At 67.5% G+C, this 15,820-nt stretch carries 14 protein-coding genes; 1 reads left to right on the plus strand and 13 read right to left on the minus strand.

Translation table 11 applies throughout. The annotated features are described in order from the left end of the window. Positions 1–9: 9 nt before the first annotated feature. From AC1DP9_RS08975 to AC1DP9_RS08990, 4 genes are all read right to left on the minus strand, one after another. Positions 10–1,125, minus strand: a complete 1,116-nt coding sequence (locus AC1DP9_RS08975; RefSeq protein ID WP_477107116.1) for an NADH:flavin oxidoreductase/NADH oxidase — start codon at positions 1,123–1,125, stop codon at positions 10–12. Positions 1,126–1,235: 110 nt separating this feature from the next. Beyond that, on the minus strand, positions 1,236–2,483 hold the full coding sequence (locus tag AC1DP9_RS08980) for a YbfB/YjiJ family MFS transporter (protein ID WP_092295026.1): 1,248 nt from the start codon (positions 2,481–2,483) through the stop codon (positions 1,236–1,238). 116 nt (positions 2,484–2,599) lie between these two features. Next, positions 2,600–3,208, minus strand: a complete 609-nt coding sequence (locus AC1DP9_RS08985; protein WP_092295024.1) for a TetR/AcrR family transcriptional regulator — start codon at positions 3,206–3,208, stop codon at positions 2,600–2,602. A 150-nt stretch (positions 3,209–3,358) separates the two neighbouring features. Further along, positions 3,359–5,764 carry an acylase gene (locus AC1DP9_RS08990; RefSeq protein WP_477107117.1) on the minus strand — a complete coding sequence of 802 codons (2,406 nt, stop codon included), beginning with the start codon at positions 5,762–5,764 and terminating at the stop codon, positions 3,359–3,361. A gap of 133 nt (positions 5,765–5,897) precedes the next feature. Here AC1DP9_RS08990 and AC1DP9_RS08995 point away from each other — a divergent pair, with 133 nt between their 5' ends. Next, the gene (locus tag AC1DP9_RS08995) at positions 5,898–6,920 is read left to right on the plus strand and encodes a helix-turn-helix domain-containing protein (RefSeq protein WP_477107118.1); all 1,023 of its coding nucleotides are present in this window, start codon (positions 5,898–5,900) and stop codon (positions 6,918–6,920) included. On the opposite strand, the gene AC1DP9_RS09000 is transcribed toward AC1DP9_RS08995, so the two are convergent. The 9 genes from AC1DP9_RS09000 to AC1DP9_RS09040 all read right to left on the minus strand — a co-directional run bounded on the left by AC1DP9_RS09000 (position 6,917) and on the right by AC1DP9_RS09040 (position 15,794). After that, positions 6,917–8,185, minus strand: coding sequence for a serine hydrolase domain-containing protein (locus AC1DP9_RS09000; RefSeq protein ID WP_477107119.1), 1,269 nt, complete (start codon positions 8,183–8,185; stop codon positions 6,917–6,919). The two genes, AC1DP9_RS08995 and AC1DP9_RS09000, sit on opposite strands and share 4 nt — an antisense overlap. A gap of 33 nt (positions 8,186–8,218) precedes the next feature. Continuing rightward, positions 8,219–8,608 (minus strand): type II toxin-antitoxin system VapC family toxin, encoded by a 390-nt coding sequence (locus AC1DP9_RS09005; protein ID WP_477107120.1) that lies wholly within the window; start codon positions 8,606–8,608, stop codon positions 8,219–8,221. Then, the gene (locus AC1DP9_RS09010) at positions 8,605–8,871 is read right to left on the minus strand and encodes a type II toxin-antitoxin system Phd/YefM family antitoxin (RefSeq protein WP_441592706.1); all 267 of its coding nucleotides are present in this window, start codon (positions 8,869–8,871) and stop codon (positions 8,605–8,607) included. Before AC1DP9_RS09010 ends, AC1DP9_RS09005 begins: the two co-directional genes overlap by 4 nt. Positions 8,872–8,933: 62 nt before the next feature. Next, complete coding sequence (gene pssA / locus AC1DP9_RS09015; protein WP_477107121.1) at positions 8,934–9,566, minus strand: CDP-diacylglycerol--serine O-phosphatidyltransferase; 633 nt, start codon at positions 9,564–9,566, stop codon at positions 8,934–8,936. 14 nt (positions 9,567–9,580) lie between these two features. Next, complete coding sequence (locus AC1DP9_RS09020; RefSeq protein WP_092295010.1) at positions 9,581–9,871, minus strand: antibiotic biosynthesis monooxygenase family protein; 291 nt, start codon at positions 9,869–9,871, stop codon at positions 9,581–9,583. 100 nt (positions 9,872–9,971) lie between these two features. Then, the gene (locus AC1DP9_RS09025; protein WP_092295008.1) at positions 9,972–10,442 is read right to left on the minus strand and encodes a DUF2127 domain-containing protein; all 471 of its coding nucleotides are present in this window, start codon (positions 10,440–10,442) and stop codon (positions 9,972–9,974) included. 69 nt (positions 10,443–10,511) lie between these two features. Then, positions 10,512–10,919 carry a hypothetical protein gene (locus AC1DP9_RS09030; RefSeq protein ID WP_477107122.1) on the minus strand — a complete coding sequence of 136 codons (408 nt, stop codon included), beginning with the start codon at positions 10,917–10,919 and terminating at the stop codon, positions 10,512–10,514. A gap of 131 nt (positions 10,920–11,050) precedes the next feature. Further along, on the minus strand, positions 11,051–12,568 hold the full coding sequence (locus tag AC1DP9_RS09035; protein WP_092295006.1) for an efflux transporter outer membrane subunit: 1,518 nt from the start codon (positions 12,566–12,568) through the stop codon (positions 11,051–11,053). 37 nt (positions 12,569–12,605) lie between these two features. After that, the gene (locus AC1DP9_RS09040) at positions 12,606–15,794 is read right to left on the minus strand and encodes an efflux RND transporter permease subunit (protein ID WP_441592708.1); all 3,189 of its coding nucleotides are present in this window, start codon (positions 15,792–15,794) and stop codon (positions 12,606–12,608) included. Positions 15,795–15,820: the final 26 nt, after the last annotated feature.

Here is a 15,820-nt window from a genome sequence, read left to right on the forward strand (position 1 = left end):
GTCAGGGACTCAGCGCTGGCCGAAATGCGCGTCGCGGAACAGCTTCTCGAGCCCGCGCGGCTGGGAGCGCCAGTACTGCTTCGGGGCGTCCACGCTGGCGCCGAGCTTGGCGGCGGCATGCCACGGCCAGCGCGGGTCGTAGAGCATGGCGCGCGCAATCGAGATGACATCGGCCTCGTGGTTGGCGACGATGGATTCGGCCTGCTCGGGTTCCGTGATCAGGCCCACGGCCAGTGTCGGCAGGCCCACCTCGGCCTTCACGCGCTGCGCGTACGGCACCTGGTAGCCCGGACCGAGCTTGATGGCCTGCTGCGGGGACACGCCGCCCGTGCTCACATGCACCGCCGCGCACCCGCGCGCCTTGAGCGCGTGGGAGAGCGCCAGCGTGCCGTCGATGTCCCAGCCGTTCGGCACCCAGTCCGTGGCGGAGACGCGCATCCACACCGGCCGCTCGGCCGGAAACGCCTCGCGCACGGCATCGAACACTTCCAGCGGGAAGCGCATGCGGTTCTCCAGGCTGCCGCCGTACTCGTCGGTGCGATGGTTGGCCAGCGGAGACAGGAACTGGTGCAGCAGGTAGCCGTGCGCGCCGTGCACCTCGATACCGTCGATGCCAAGCCGCGCAGCGCGCTTGGCCGCCGCGACGAAGTCGTCACGAATCTTGCGCATGCCGGCCTTGTCCAGCGCCACGGGCGACACTTCGTCCGCGCCATGCGGCACCGCCGACGGCGCCAGGGTCTGCCAGCCGCGCGGCTGGTCCGGGCGGATTTGCGCGCCGCCCTCCCAAGGTGCCTGGCTCGACGCCTTGCGGCCCGCATGCGCGAGCTGCACGCTCACGGCGATGGGCGAGTACTTGCGCACCGCGTCCAGCACGCGGCCCAGCGCGGCCTCGTTGGCATCGCTGTACAGGCCGAGGTCGTCCGGCGAGATGCGGCCCTCGGGCGACACCGCCGTGGCCTCGACGATCAGCAGCCCGGCGCCGGACAGCGCCATGTGGCCCAGGTGAATCATGTGCCAGTCGGTGGCCGAGCCCTCGTCGGCCGAGTACTGGCACATCGGCGCAATCGCGATGCGGTTGGCAAGTTCGAGATTGCCGATCTTGTAGGGCGTGAAAAGTTGGGACATGAACAGGTTCCTTCGGAGGCCTTCAGGCGTAGGCGGGTGTCACGATGTTTGGCGATTGTAGTGGCGCGCGGAAAACCTTGCTCGCAACGCCCCTACAGCGCCGCCGACCCTTATCGCACCCGTCCCCGCAGCGCCAGATCCGCCCCCAGCGCAATCACGAAGGCCACCGCGCCGCAGGCAAAGATCAGCGCGTAGTTCTCGTGCGTGTGCGCGAACAGGTAGGAGTAGCCGTAGCCGGCCAGCACCTGGAACAGCGCGAAGGCGCTGGTCACGCGGCTCCAGGCGGCGCGCTGCGCGCTGGGGTCGTGCGGCAGCGCGTCGTGCACGCGGCCGAGCATCAACGGCACCACGCCGGGCGTGAACGCGCCGAGCACGATGGTGGCCGCCACGATCGCCACGGGGCCGTCCCACAGCGCCAGCGCCGCCACAGCCAGGGCCTGGAGCGCCAGCGCCAGCCGGTAGGCATTGCGGAAGCCCATGCGGTCACCCATGAAGCCGGAGACCAGCGGCCCGGCGATGGCTGCCACGCCGTAGAGCACCCAGTAGCCGGCGCCCACGTTGGCGCCCTGCCCCAGCCCGCGCGCCACGTAGTCCACCAGCAGCACCATCGCCGGCACCAGCCCCAGCGCATTGGCCGCGTATTGCAGGCTCAGCAGCCGCAGCGTGGGCCGCTCGGCGCGCAGCGCTGCACCAATTTCGGGGTGCCCGGCGGGCGAGGCCGGCGTGCCGGCCGGCGCATCGGTGGTCGGCCAGCCGAACCAGCTCAGCGCCGTCAGCACCAGCGACAGCGCGCCAAGGCCGAGCCACGTCTCGCGCAGGCCCAGCGTCAGCAGCGCCGGCACCAGCGTGCCGGATGCCGCGATGCCCAGCCCCAGGCCGAGAAAAATCATGCCGCTGACGAACCCGCGCCGCGCCGGCGCGATATGGGGCAGGATGGCCGTCGCCACGAGCACCATGATGGCGCCGCCTGACAGCCCGGACAGGAAGCGCCAGACGAAGAACCAACTCACCGAGAGCGGAAACGCGCAGGCGAAGAACGCCGCCGTGGCGGCCACCATCAGCCAGCGCAGCGCATGGCGGTTGGACAGCCGCGCGGCGATCGGCCGGCCAAACAGCGCGCCGGCGAAGTAGCCCGCGAAGTTGGCGGCGCTGAGCGTGACCGTATCGGCGGCGGTGAACCAGTGCGCGTGGATCAGCGGGGGAATCAGCGGCGTGTAGGCAAAGCGTGCGAGGCCGATGGCGACCAGGCTCGCGCAGAGGCCGGCCAGCGCGGCATAGAGGGCCCGGGCATCGAGCGCCCCGTCCGCGGAAGGCCGGATCGCGGTGGGTGTTGGTGCCGTAGCGGCATCTTGGGACATGACGGAACTCCTTGGGGACGAACGCCGCCCCCGCGCTGCGCCGGCAGCACGTTGGCGAAGGGATCAGGGGGAATGCGAGGCGGGCCGGGGGCCCTCAGCGGATCAGCGGATCGGCATCAACACGATGGCGGGGACGTGGACGGCAGACCCAGCATGGACAGCGCCTGCCGCACCATCGCCTCGAGCAGCGGGCGCTCGGGCATCACGCGCGACAGCACGCGCAGGCCCACCTGCACGGCCAGCAGGTTGGCGGCCACGTCCTCGGGGACGAAGTCGGCATCCAGCGTGCCGGCGGTCTGCGCGGCGCGCACGGAACGTTCGAAGAACGCGCGGAGATCGTCCAGTTCCTCGGCTACCACCTCGCGCAGCGCGGGGTCGTCGGACGAGGCATCCAGGGAAGCATTGATCAGCATGCAGCCGCGATGCTGCGGGTCCGCCAGTGCGCGCTCCACGCTCTCGGCGAAGAACGCCGAAATGGCCTCCGCCGGCGGATGGTTCGCTTCCGCGCGCGCGATGCGGGCACGCAGCGACTTGTTCAGGTAGTCGTCCAGCGCCAGCAGGAACAGCGAGCGCTTGTCGCCAAACGCGTTGTAGAGGCTGGGCTGGGTCAGGCCCATGGCCTGCGTCAGCTCGCGCGTGGACGTGGCCTGGTAGCCCTTGTCCAGGAAGGTGTTCTGGGCGGCGGCCAGCGCAGCCGCTGCGTCGAATTGCCGGGGTCTTGCCATGACGATTCCGTTTTGTATCGGTCGATATGAAACGGATTATAGAGCGATCGATACAAAACGCAAGGTCGGATGCTGCGTCGCCACAAAAAACAAACCGCCCGGCGGGGAACCGGGCGGTGTCTTTGGGAATCGGGGTGACGCAGAGCCCTCTTATTGACTCAGTTTCACCACGGTGAGCTGCGGGTCCGCCGCAATCGCCTGTTCCGTGAACGGCAGCGAAATCCAGCGTTTGGCCGAGAATTGCCGCATCTGGTCCCAGGCGTGCGGCGAGTTGGGATCGACCGACTGGCCGTAGACGAGCAGCGCCTGCGCCACCGGCCCTTGGTCATCGAACCCCACCGTCTGGACATAGCTGGTGCCGAAATAGACGTGCAGGCCCTGCGCCGACACCGGCTGGCTGGTCAGCTTGTTCAGCACGCCCTCGTACTCCTCGCCGCCGTGGAGCGCGATGCGGCCCGCCGGGGAAATCGCCGCCTGGACGTCTCCAAGTGGCGCATCGAGCGCAAATCCAGCCATGCGCATGGCCCCGACCGCGTCCTTGAGCGCCTTGAACACCGCCGGGCCCACCGTGCCGTCCTGCATGCGCAGGCCGCGCGGCGTGTTGACCGGGTCCGCCGCATTGAACGCCACGGCGTAGACGTTGGGGATGGTGTGCGCGCGCATCCAGAACTCGCGGAACAGCGGCGCCGCGCGGCTCTCCACGTTGCTGCGGCGGTCCCACTGGCCCAGCGCCACGCACCCATCGCGCAGATCCGCATCGGCCTGCGCCGCCTTGCCGGCACAGGCGCGCAACAGGTCGTCCAGTACGATTTCGGCCGCCAGGTTGCGGTCACGGAACAGCACGGCTTGCAGGCTCGGCACATCGAAACGATTGCCGGGCAGGCCATCCACGCCCGACAGCCGCTTGCCGATCTCCATCAGGCCCACGCGTGTGCGCAGCCGCTGTGGCACGCCCTGCGGGCCGAGCACCGGCGAGAAGCCCTCCAGCTTCTGCGCCGGGTTGGTCAGCCAGGAGCTGTCGTTGCTATTGGCCACGAAGTCGTCGCGCTCCAGCACCGGCATGGCCGATGGCGGCACAAGGCCCGGCACCGGCGAGGCGGCGTCCACGGTCCAGTTGCACGCGGCGCGTGAGCCGTCCAGCAACACCATGCCGGTGCCCACGAGCAGCTTCTTCGCCAGCGCGGCGCCCTCGCCGGCCGGCGCACACTGGCCGAGCATCGCCGTCGAGACGTTCGGCGTGACCGAGACATCGGCGAACAGCGCACGACCATGGCGGTCCGTGGCGATCGTGTTGACCCAGGGGATGCCGAGGTTGCCGATGGCCTGGCGCACATCGCCCACATTGCCGGCGCGGGCGATATCCAGCCAGGTGTCGATGGCGCGCATGTTATTGCGGTTGGCGTCGCGCAGCGTGTAGGCGCGCTGGGCGGTCCACGGCAGGCCGGCAGCCGGCATCGCCACCACGGGGCCGTACTCGGTCAGGTAGATCGTGTGCGTACGCGCCGCCAGCGTGCCGTCAGGCTGGCGCACGTCGTAGCGCACCGTCTTCGTGGTCATCTTGTGCGGCTTGCCGTCGATCAGGTAGGTCGTCGGGTCGCCCTCGGCCAGCTTCAGTTCGAACAGTGTGAAGCGGCGCGCGGTGGACACCGTGTGGGTCCACGCCACGTCCTTGTTGAAGCCGATGCTGATGATGGGGAAGGACGCAATCGACGCGCCCATCACGTCCAGCTTGCCCGGGACAGTCAGGTGGGCTTCGAAAAAGCGGTTGGTGGTGGTCCACGGGAAGTGCGGATTGCCGAGCAGCAGGCCGCGCCCGTTGACCGTGGCGGCCTTGCCGAAGGCCCAGCCGTTGCTGCCGATGGGCGGATCGAGCAGCTGGAGGTCACGGTTGACGGCGTCGACGTCGATCGACGCGACATCGATCTTGTCGGACAGCGCCGCAGCAGCCTTGCCGGCGGCAGGCGGCGCAGCGGCCAGGATGCCGGCCGCGAGGGCGCCGGCGCTGGCCTGAATGCTCTTTTCCTCGGCCAGCCGCGCCATGTCCAGCGCGGTGATGGGCCGCACCCACGCGGCATTGCGGCACGCGGCGGGGCGCTGCGCCGGCGGGGTATCGCGCAGATAGCGGTTGTAGCCGGCGATGTAGCCGCGCAGCAGTTCGCGCGCCTCGGGCGACTGCGTGGCCATGCCGGCCTGCAGGGCGTCGTCGTCCAGAATCGCGCGGAAGAACGCGTCTGCGTCAGTGTTGCGCATGCGCTTGAACGAGACCTCGGTGGTCTGGTCCGGGCCGAACACGGCCGAGCGCTCGCCGCTGACCGTAACAAGCTGGTCGGCCATCAGGCAGACGTTTTCCTGCGCATAGGCGTAGGCCATGCCGAACGCCACGCCGGCGTAGTCGTTGGCACGGATGTGCGGAATGCCGTACGACGTGCGCCGGATTTCCGCGCTCAGGCCCTGCTCGCTGCCATATCCCCCGCTGGTGGCGCAGCCGGTCAGCGCGGTGGCTGCCAGGGCCAGCGTGGCGAGCGCGATCGCGCCTCGCGCAATGCGATGCTTCATCTGTCTCTCTCCGTCTCTTGTGATTGTTCTGGGTGCCGCGTGGCCAATGGTCGGGTAAATCGGGGCATGACAGGTAGGGGGAATCTCGCCAGAATTGGTGGCAATGCCGCCATGCGGCGCCGCCCCCGCTCCGATGACCATCGTCTATCTGATCTGCTATCCCGCCGTGGCGGTCTCCACGCTGGCCGTGGCGGCCGATACGCTGATGATCGCGAACACGCTCGCCTCCATGCAGCCACGGCGGCGCGGCCACGCCACGCCCTTCCAGTGGCGGATCGCAGCAGCCGAGCCCGATCGCTGGCGCGCCGCCGCCGAGGTCATGCGGGCCGAGGTGGTCGGGCTGGACGCCCTTGCGCAGGCAGACAGCGACAGCATGGTGGTGATCGGCCCGCCGCTGTTCGACCATATCGCCGGGCTGGAACTGCTGCTGTCAAAGATCGATGCCGAGCGCGCGGCCATCGCCGCGGCAGCGGCCAACGGCGCGCTGCTGGTGGCGCCGTTCACGGCGGTGGCGCTGCTGGTCGGCCTGACACTGCCCAAGCCGTGGCGGCTGGCCGTGCCGTGGCTGATCGGGAACTGGATGCGTGCCGGGGAGCCGGCGCGGCGGCTGCCGGCCGATCCGGCCATCGTGGAGAGCGGCAACCTGCTCAGCGCGCGCGCGATGGAGCAGATCCACGTGCTGATGCAGCGGGCCGTGGCGCGCATGGCCGGCGACGCGCTGGCGCGCACCGTCGGCAATACCCTGCTGGACCAGCCCGAGCGCGGCGCGGCGCTGAAGATATGGCTCCGCGCTGGCGACGCGCCCCGAGAAAGCGTGGTGCTACGCGCCCGCCGGCACCTGCAACAGCATCTGGCCGATCCCTACGACCTGGCGCGGCTGGCAGCGGTGGCCGCCACCAGCGAGCGCACGCTGCTGCGGCATTTCATGAAATCGGTGGGGATGTCGCCGCTGCAGTTCCTGCACAAGCTGCGCGCGGAACGCGCCTGCCATCTGCTGGAGGTGACCACGCTGAGCCTGACGGCGATTGCCGAGCAGTGCGGCTATCAGGACATGTCGGCGTTCCGCTCCGTGGTGCGCAAGCACACGGGCCTGCCGCCCGGGGCGCACCGGCGCGCGCACTCGGTGCGGGCCGAGTTGCGCGCGGGGGCGGCTTAGCCCCTGCCGCGTGCTGCCGGGCCGGGCTCGGTAATCGCGCTATAGACCAGCGTCCGCAACTGGCGCCGCACGGGGAACGCGGACGACGGCAGCAGCTGCGTCAGGAACACGCCGATCAGGTCTTCCTGGGGATCGACCCAGAAGAAGGTGCTGGCGGCCCCGCCCCAGAAGAAGTCGCCGGCACTGCCCGGCATCAGCGTGCTCGCCGGCGTGACCGTGGTGGCGAAGCCGAGACCGAAGCCCACCCCATCGTAGGTGGCCTCGCTGAACATCGAGCGCGACAGGCGCGGGATGTCCTGCCCGCCCGGCAGATGGTTGGCGGTCATCAGCGCCAGCGTCTTGGGGCCGAGCAGGCGCACCCCATCGAGTTCACCGCCTTGCAGCAGCATGCGCGAAAAGCGCAGGTAGTCGGCGGCCGTGGAAACGAGCCCGCCGCCGCCGGAAACCAGCGTGGGCGGCTTCAGGTACGGGCTGGTGCGCGGGTCATCCTGCAGCGTCGGGCGGTCCTGGGACACCACTTTGGAGCCAAGCACGCCCACGGCATAGCAGGCGCTGAAGCGCGAGACCTTGTCTTCCGGCACGTGGAACGCGGTGTCCACCATGCCCAGCGGATCGAGGATGCGCTGCTTGACGAAGCTCTCGAACGGCATGCCACTGACCTTGCCGACCAGATAGCCCAGCACGTCGGTGGAAACCGAGTAGTTCCACGCCTCGCCGGGCGAGAACTCCAGCGGCAGCTTCGACAACTGCTCGACCATGTCGTCCAGCGTCGTGCCCTCGGTGGTCCGGTCGGCAATCTTCAGCTTGCGGTAGGCGGCATCGACATTGCTGTTCTGCTGGAAACCGTAGGTCAGGCCGGACGTATGGCGCAGCAGGTCCACCACCAGCATCTGGCGCTTGGCCGGCCGGGTCTGGAAGCTCTCCATATAGCCGCCCGCATAGACGCCGAGGTTCTCCCAGGACGGGATGTACTTGCTGACAGGATCATCGAGGGCGATCTTGCACTCCTCCACCAGCATCATGATCGCCACCGAGGTGATCGGCTTCGTCATCGAGTAGATGCGGAAGATCGAATCCTCGGCCAGCGGCGTCTGCCGCTCGCGGTCGGCCACGCCCAGCACGGAATTCAGCACGACTTCGCCGCGCCGCCACACCTGGACCAGCGCGCCGGGCAGCTTGCCGGTCGCCACATAGTTGGCATCGAGAAACTGCTCGACCCGCTCCAGCCGGGCCCGGGACATACCTTGCACCGTCTTGTCTTGCATCGCCGAATCTCCTGGTTGTTTTTATCGCGATGATCACACAATGCGGACCAGCACCGGATGGTAGCCGGACATCTTGGCATCCGCCGTCAGCAGCGTCATGCCTTCTGACAGGGACTGTGCCACCAGCATGCGGTCGAACGGATCCTTGTGGTTCGGATTCAGCGCGAGTCCGTCAAGCGTGCGCGCATGCAGCTTGGTCAGGTCCAGGGAGCGGTATCCACACAAGTCGAACACAGTCGAGGCTTGCGTAGCCGTGAGTTCGAGCTTGCCGATGGACGACTTGATCCCAATCTCCCACAGGCTGACCGTGGACACAAAGATGTCGTTGATGGGATTGGCGATCAACTCGGCGGCGGCTGGCGGCAATTGGGGGGCATCGAAGGCCGCCCACAAGGCGATGTGCGTATCCAGCAGCAGCCTCATTCACGCTCCCCATAGAAGAGCGCGGCAACGTCCTCGTCCACTTCGTTGAACTTGGCCAGCGTCGTGTCGTCCATCACCGCCCCGAACAACGCCCTGCCGCCGCCGATGCGCCTGGACACATCCACCGAAGCCGATATCGGCACCAGCCTCGCGGCCGGCTTCCCATTGCGGGCAATGATGACTTCGGTCTCCAGGCCGGACTCGACCGCATCCACCAGCCTGGACAACTGACTCTTGGCCTCATGCATGTTGATGGTTGGCATTTTTTATCCTAGCTAATCTTCTTAGCTAAGTATAGCCCATCCGGCGGCAGGACGAAAACGCCCTAAAACTTCGGAATCCGCAGCGTCTTGCTGATCATGAACGAGCCGCTCAGGACGAACAGCAGCGCCATCGGGTGGAAGGTGCCGGGGCCGATCAGCCAGGCGCCGGCGGGCAGGGCCTCGCCGATGCGGCCAGCGGCGGCGCACCAGGCCAGGATGCCGGTCAGGACCACGCTGGTCGGGATCGGGGTGCCTTCGAAGTACTTGACCTTGCCGGTGCCCTCGGCCAGCGTTTCGGCGGTCACGTTGAAGCGTGCCAGCCGGCTGACGCCGCAGCAGACGAAGTAGATCAGCGCGGCGAGGTCCCAGCCGCCGCGCATGCCGGCGGCGAAGGCCAGCGTGGCCGGGCCTACGCCGAAGGAGATGATGTCAGACAGCGAATCGAGTTCGCGGCCCAGCGCCGAATGGGCGTGGCGCCAGCGCGCGATACGGCCGTCGAGCACATCGAAGATGAAGGCTGCCGGCGCCAGCGCCGCGGCGATGTAGAAATAGGTCAGCATCGGCTCGGCCACGTAGTACATGGCAAAAAATACCGATCCCATTCCGCACGCCGCGTTGGCCAGTGTAAAAAAATCGGCCAGCTGCAGGTCGCGTAGCATCGAGAAATGCCGTGGGCGCTCCTGGGGTGTCGCCATGCGCAACCTCCGGGTCAGAGCACGGTGGTGACGTGATGCACCTGGGGTGGCGCGGCAAAGCAGTCGCCCACGAGCTTGCGCCAGGTCTGGAAGTCGTCGGACTCGCGGAAGTGGACCATGTGGTCTTCCACGGTTTCCCAGGCCACCACGAGCGCGTATTGCGACGGCTGCTCGATCGAGCGTCGCAGGTTCATGCCGTGGCAGCCGCGCGCACGCAGGAACAGCGGCTTGGCCTGCGCCACAGCGCCTTCGAACTGCGACTCCATGCCGGGCTTGATGGTGATCTGGGCGATTTCGTGAATCATGATGGTCTCGTGTTCGGGTGGGATCAGAGTCTTCCGATCAGTCAGCAATGCGCCGCGAAGCGGCTTGCTGTCTACCTTAGCAGATTTTGGCGCGCGCTCGTCACGTCACGCGGTGCCGCGCCAGCCCCATCACGAGGTAGGCCACCACGAGCGCGTTGGCCACGGCCAGCCCCACATGGAGCCATGTGGGATGGCGGATCGCCTCGTAAACCTCCACCGGAATATAGATGCCGCCGGACCACACGCCGAGCCAGTTGCCCCATGCGCGCCCACGCCAGAGGCCATAGGCTTCAGTGAACCGCATCAGCGCGTACATCGCGGCCGAGCCGCCAATGGCCCAGAGCCGCCCATCTGTGGGATGGGCAAGCAGCGACAGGAAGATGGTGGGATACCGGCTCGCCGGGTTGATATGGAAGCGGCTGACGATGGCTTCCGCCAGTGCCTGCGCGTCGCGGTGCAGCAGCGCCACAAGGCCGATGCCGGCCAGGATGACGAGCGCGCCCTTGGCGGCTTCGAACATTGCAATGCTCTTGAGGCCCAGTTGCGGGCTGGCTGCTGCCCCTTTTGCCATGGCGAGTTGCGGGAGTCGACGAAGCCGCCATTGTGCAGCATTCGCGGCGGGACGGATCGCCCGGCTGGCCTAGCGCGCCTGCCGCTCCACCATCGGGCCGCCGGCGTCGATGCCACCGCCGGCCTCGAGCGGGCCGGTGACCGTGAGCGGCCCATCGACATGCAGGTCGCCGTGCACCACCATCGTGCCATGTACCGTCAACGGCCCATGGAACACCTTGAGCAGGCCGCGCGCCGGCGGCGGCGGATAGCCGCGCCCCGGGGAGGAGAACCACGCGGCAGTGATCGGACCCTCTGCGTAGACGCTGCCGTCCACGCTCAGGGTGCCCTGCACGGTGACTGGCCCCTTCACATGCGCCGAGCCGCCTACCGCGATCGATCCCGTGGTCGAGGGCTGGGCGCCTGCCCACTGGGGCCACAGCACGCCCAGCGACAACTGGGTGGCCGCCATCATGGCAACAAGCAGTCTCGATGGCATGGCGCCCTCCTCTTTCATGGCGCCGCTACAAAAAGAAACTGGCGCGATGCATCCAGTGTAGTGCTCTGGATACCTCGCGCCAGCGTGCCCCTGCCGGGGCTTACGACTTGTTACGCCGCTTACTGCCTAGGCTACTGGGCGGTTTGTTGCGCCGCCGGTTGCGCGGTGCCGTTGGCCGCCACCGACTCCGGCAGCGGACCCCAGCCGCCGCCGAGGCTGCGCACCAGCGACACCGTCGCCGCTGCGCGCAGGCCCGCGACCTGATTAGCCTCACGCTGCGACTGAAGCACCGTGCGGTCCGCGTCGATCACGGTCAGGTAATCGACCGCACCGGCATCGTAGCGGCTGCGCGAGATGCGCTGCGCGCGGCGGGCGCCGGCCAGCGCGCCGTCCAGCGCCGTACCCTGCTGGCTCAGCCAGCGCACGTCGGCCAGGCTGTCTTCCACTTCGCGGAAGGCCACCAGCACGGTCTGCCGGTACGACGCCACGGTTTCCTCGTGCGCGGCGCGGGCGCCGGCCAGATTGGAGCTGTTGCGGCCACCGTCGAACACGGTCTGCGCGACGGTTGTGCCGATCAGCGGCCCCAGCATCCACGTACGCGACGACCACTTGAACAGGTTCGACAGATCGGCCGATTCGAAGCCGAACAGCGCGGTCAGCGAGATACGCGGGAAGAACGCGGCCTTCGCCACGCCGATCCGCGCGTTGGCGGCCGCCATCTGCCGCTCGGCGGCGGCGATGTCGGGACGGCGCTCCAGCAGCTCCGACGGCAAGCCGGCCGGCACCGCCACAGGTGCCGTGTCGAACGGCCGCGCAGCCAGCGTGAACTGCGCCGGCGGCACGCCGGTCAGCACGGCCAGCGCATGCTCCTGATTGGCGCGGCGACGCTCGATACCGGCCAGGTCCGCGCGCGCGGTGCCCAGTTCGGCTTCGGCACGGGCCGGATCGAGGTCGGTAGTCTCGCCGGCGTCGTAGCGCTTCTTCAGCAGCGACAGCGCATCCTCGCGCAGCTTGATCGTCGCGTTCAGCAGTTCGCGTTCGCTATCCAGCGTGCGCAGCGCGAAGTAGGCCTGCGCGGTGTCAGCCTGCAGCGCGAGTTGCACCGAGCGATACAGATCCTCGGCAGCCTGGGTGTCTGCCCGGGCGGCGTTCACACTGCTGGCCACGCGGCCGAACAGGTCCAACTCGTAGCTGGCGAAGGCACGGGCCTTGTACACGGTCTGCGGCGACACACGGGTGCCGTCAGGCAGGCCCTGCGAGGCGGCTGACGCCTGCGTACGCGTCGGATCGAGCCCGACGCTCAGTTGCGGATAGAGGTCGGCCTCGGTCGCGCCCATGAAGGCCCGCGCCTGCTTCAGCCGGGCGGCTGCGGCAGCGAGGTCCTGGTTGCTGCCGTTGGCGGCCGTGATCAGGCGGTCCAGGTCGGCATCGCCGAATACCTTCCACCAGTCACCGCGATGCTGGCCCTCGGCCGGCGTAGCGGTCTTCCACTGCGCGCCTTCGGCCTGCGCCGCTTCCGCTTCCTTGAACGCGGGCACGGAGGCGGTCTCGGGCACCTTGTAGGTCGGCGCCAGCGAGCAGCCCGCCAGCACCAGCGCGGCGGCCAGTGTGGCCAGGCGGGGCAGCGTGCGTGTCAATTGCGCAATCATGATGTGTTCCCTTTTTGCTTTCATGTCTCTGATTGGCTTATTCCGCCGATGCCACCGCGTGCGAAGCCGAGGCGTCATTCGCCACGGCCTTACGCTGGCCACGGGTGGCCCACAGGCGCAGCGCCACGTAGAACACCGGCGTCAGGAACAGGCCGAAGAACGTCACACCGAGCATGCCCGCGAACACCGCCACGCCCATCGCATGACGCATTTCCGAGCCAGCGCCGGTCGAGACCACCAGCGGCACCACACCCATGATGAACGCGAACGACGTCATCAGAATCGGGCGCAGACGCAGGCGGCTCGCTTCGATCGCGGCCTGCACCACCGTACGGCCGTGGTGCTCCAGTTCCCGTGCGAATTCGACGATCAGGATCGCGTTCTTCGCGGACAGCCCCACCAGCACGATGAAACCGATCTGCGTGAAGATATTGTTGTCACCACGCGTCAGCCACACGCCGGTCATGGCGGCCAGCAGGCTCATCGGTACGATCAGGATCACGGCCAGCGGCAGCGTCAGGCTCTCGTACTGGGCTGCCAGCACCAGGAACACCAGCAGCACGCACAGCGGGAAGATCCACACACCCGCGTTGCCGGCCAGGATGTCCTGATAGGTCAGCTCGGTCCATTCGAACTTGATACCCTTCGGCAGCGTTTCGGCGGCGATGCGCTCGGCTGCAGCCTGCGCCTGGCCCGACGAGAAGCCCGGTGCCGGACCGCCGTTCATGTCAGCGGCCGTGAAGCCGTTGTAGCGCACCACGCTGTCCGGGCCAAAGCCCTGCTTCACCTGGACCAGCGAGGACAGCGGCACCATGTCGCCATTCACGTTGCGGGTCTTCAGTTGCAGGATGTCCTCGGCATGGGCGCGGAACTGCGCATCTGCCTGCACCTTCACCTGATACGTACGGCCGAACTTGTTGAAGTCGTTCACGTACGCCGAGCCAAGGTAGGTCTGCAGCGTATCGAACACGTCCGTCACCGGCACGCCGAGCTGCTTGGCCTTGGTACGGTCCAGCTGCACGTCGAGCTGCGGCACGTTCACCTGGTAGTTGCTGAAGATGCCAGCCAGCTCCGGCGTGGCGCGTGCCTTGCCCATGAACGCATTGGTCGCATCGAACAGCGCGTCATAGCCCAGCGCGGCGCGGTCCTCGATCATCAGCTTGAAACCGCCGATGGTGCCCAGGCCCTGCACGGGCGGCGGCGGGAACACGGCAATGAACGCGTCCTGGATCGCACCGTACTGCTTGTTCAGATCCGCTGCGATGGCATCGCCGGACAACTCCTTGCTCTTGCGCTGATCGAACGGATCGAGCGAGACAAACACAATGCCGGCGCTCGGGCTGTTGGTGAAGCCGTTGATCGACAGGCCCGGGAACGCAATGGCCGATTCCACGCCCGGATGCTTGAGGGCGATATCCGACATGCGGCGGATCACGTCTTCCGTACGGTCCAGCGTGGCGCCGTCCGGCAGCTTGGCAAAGCTCACCAGGTACTGCTTGTCCTGCGCCGGCACGAAGCCCTTCGGCACCATCTGGAACACGCCCCACGTGGCCACCAGCATCACGGCATAGACGCCGAACACCGCACCCTTGCGACGGATCACACCCGTCACGCCGCGGCCATAGTTATCGGAGCTGCGGTGGAAGAAGCGGTTGAAGCGCTTGAAGAAGCCGCCGAAGACCTTGTCCATGCCACGCGTGAGCCAGTCCTTCGGCGCATCATGGCCGCGCAGCAGCAGGGCCGACAGCGCCGGCGACAGCGTCAGCGAGTTGAAGGCCGAGATGATCGTCGAGATCGAGATCGTCAGCGCGAACTGCTTGTAGAACTGGCCGGTCAGGCCCGTCATGAAGGCCAGCGGCACGAAGACGGCGATCAGCGTCAGCGCGATGGCGATAATCGGGCCGCTCACTTCGCGCATGGCCTTGTAGGTGGCCTCCTTCGGCGAGAGTCCTTCCTCGATGTTCCGTTCGACGTTCTCCACCACCACGATCGCATCGTCCACCACGATACCGATGGCCAGCACAAGGCCGAACAGCGACAGCGCGTTGATCGAGAAGCCGAACGCATGCATCAGGCCGAAGGTACCGACGATCGACACCGGCACCGCCAGCAGCGGGATGATCGACGCGCGCCAGGTCTGCAGGAACAGGATCACCACCAGCACCACCAGCGCGATGGCCTCGAACAGCGTGTGAACCACGGCCTCGATACTATGGCGCACGAACTGCGTGGGGTCATAGACGATGCTGTAGTCCACGCCTTCCGGCATGTTCTCCTTGAGCTCGGCCATGGTCTTGCGCACGTCATCCGAGATCTGGATGGCGTTGGAGCCCGGTGCCTGGAAGATCGGCAGCGCCACGGCGGACTTGTTGTCCAGCAGCGAGCGCAGCGCGTACTCCGACGCACCGAGTTCGATGCGGGCGATGTCCTTCAGGTAGGTCACCACGCCGTCGGACGAGGTCTTGACGACGATGTCGCCGAATTCCTCCACCGTCTGCAGACGGCCCTGCGCGTTCACCGACAGTTGCAGGTCAGTGCCAGGCAGCGACGGCGACTGGCCGATCACACCGGCTGCCACCTGCACGTTCTGCTCGCGGATGGCCTTGACCACGTCTGACGCGGCAAGATGGCGCTCGGCGATCTTCTCCGGGTTCAGCCACACGCGCATCGAGTAATCGCCCGCGCCGAACATCTGCACCTGACCAACGCCCTGGATCCGCGCAAGGCGGTCCTTCACGTTGATCAGCGCGTAGTTGCGCAGGTACGTCATGTCGTAGCGGTCGTTCGGCGAGACCAGGTGGACCACCATGGTCAGGTCGGGCGAGCTCTTGACGGTCGTGATACCCAGGCGGCGCACGTCCTCGGGCAGGCGCGGCTCGGCTTGCGAGACGCGGTTCTGCACCAGCTGCTGGGCCTTGTCCGGGTCCGTGCCGAGCTTGAAGGTCACCGTCAGCGTGAGGTTGCCGTCGCTGTTGGCCTGCGAGTTCATGTAGAGCATGTCCTCGACGCCATTGATCTGCTCTTCCAGCGGCGTAGCCACCGTTTCGGCGATCACCTTCGGGTTGGCGCCCGGGAACTGCGCGCGCACCACCACCGACGGCGGCACCACCTCGGGATACTCCGAGATCGGTAACTTGAACATCGAGATGGCGCCGATCAGGAAGATCAGCACCGACAACACGCCCGCGAAGATCGGGCGATCGATAAAGAATTTCGAGAGATTCATCTTGGTCTCGGCGAAAGCACTCCCCC

Source organism: Cupriavidus sp. 01L43 (assembly GCF_056399925.1).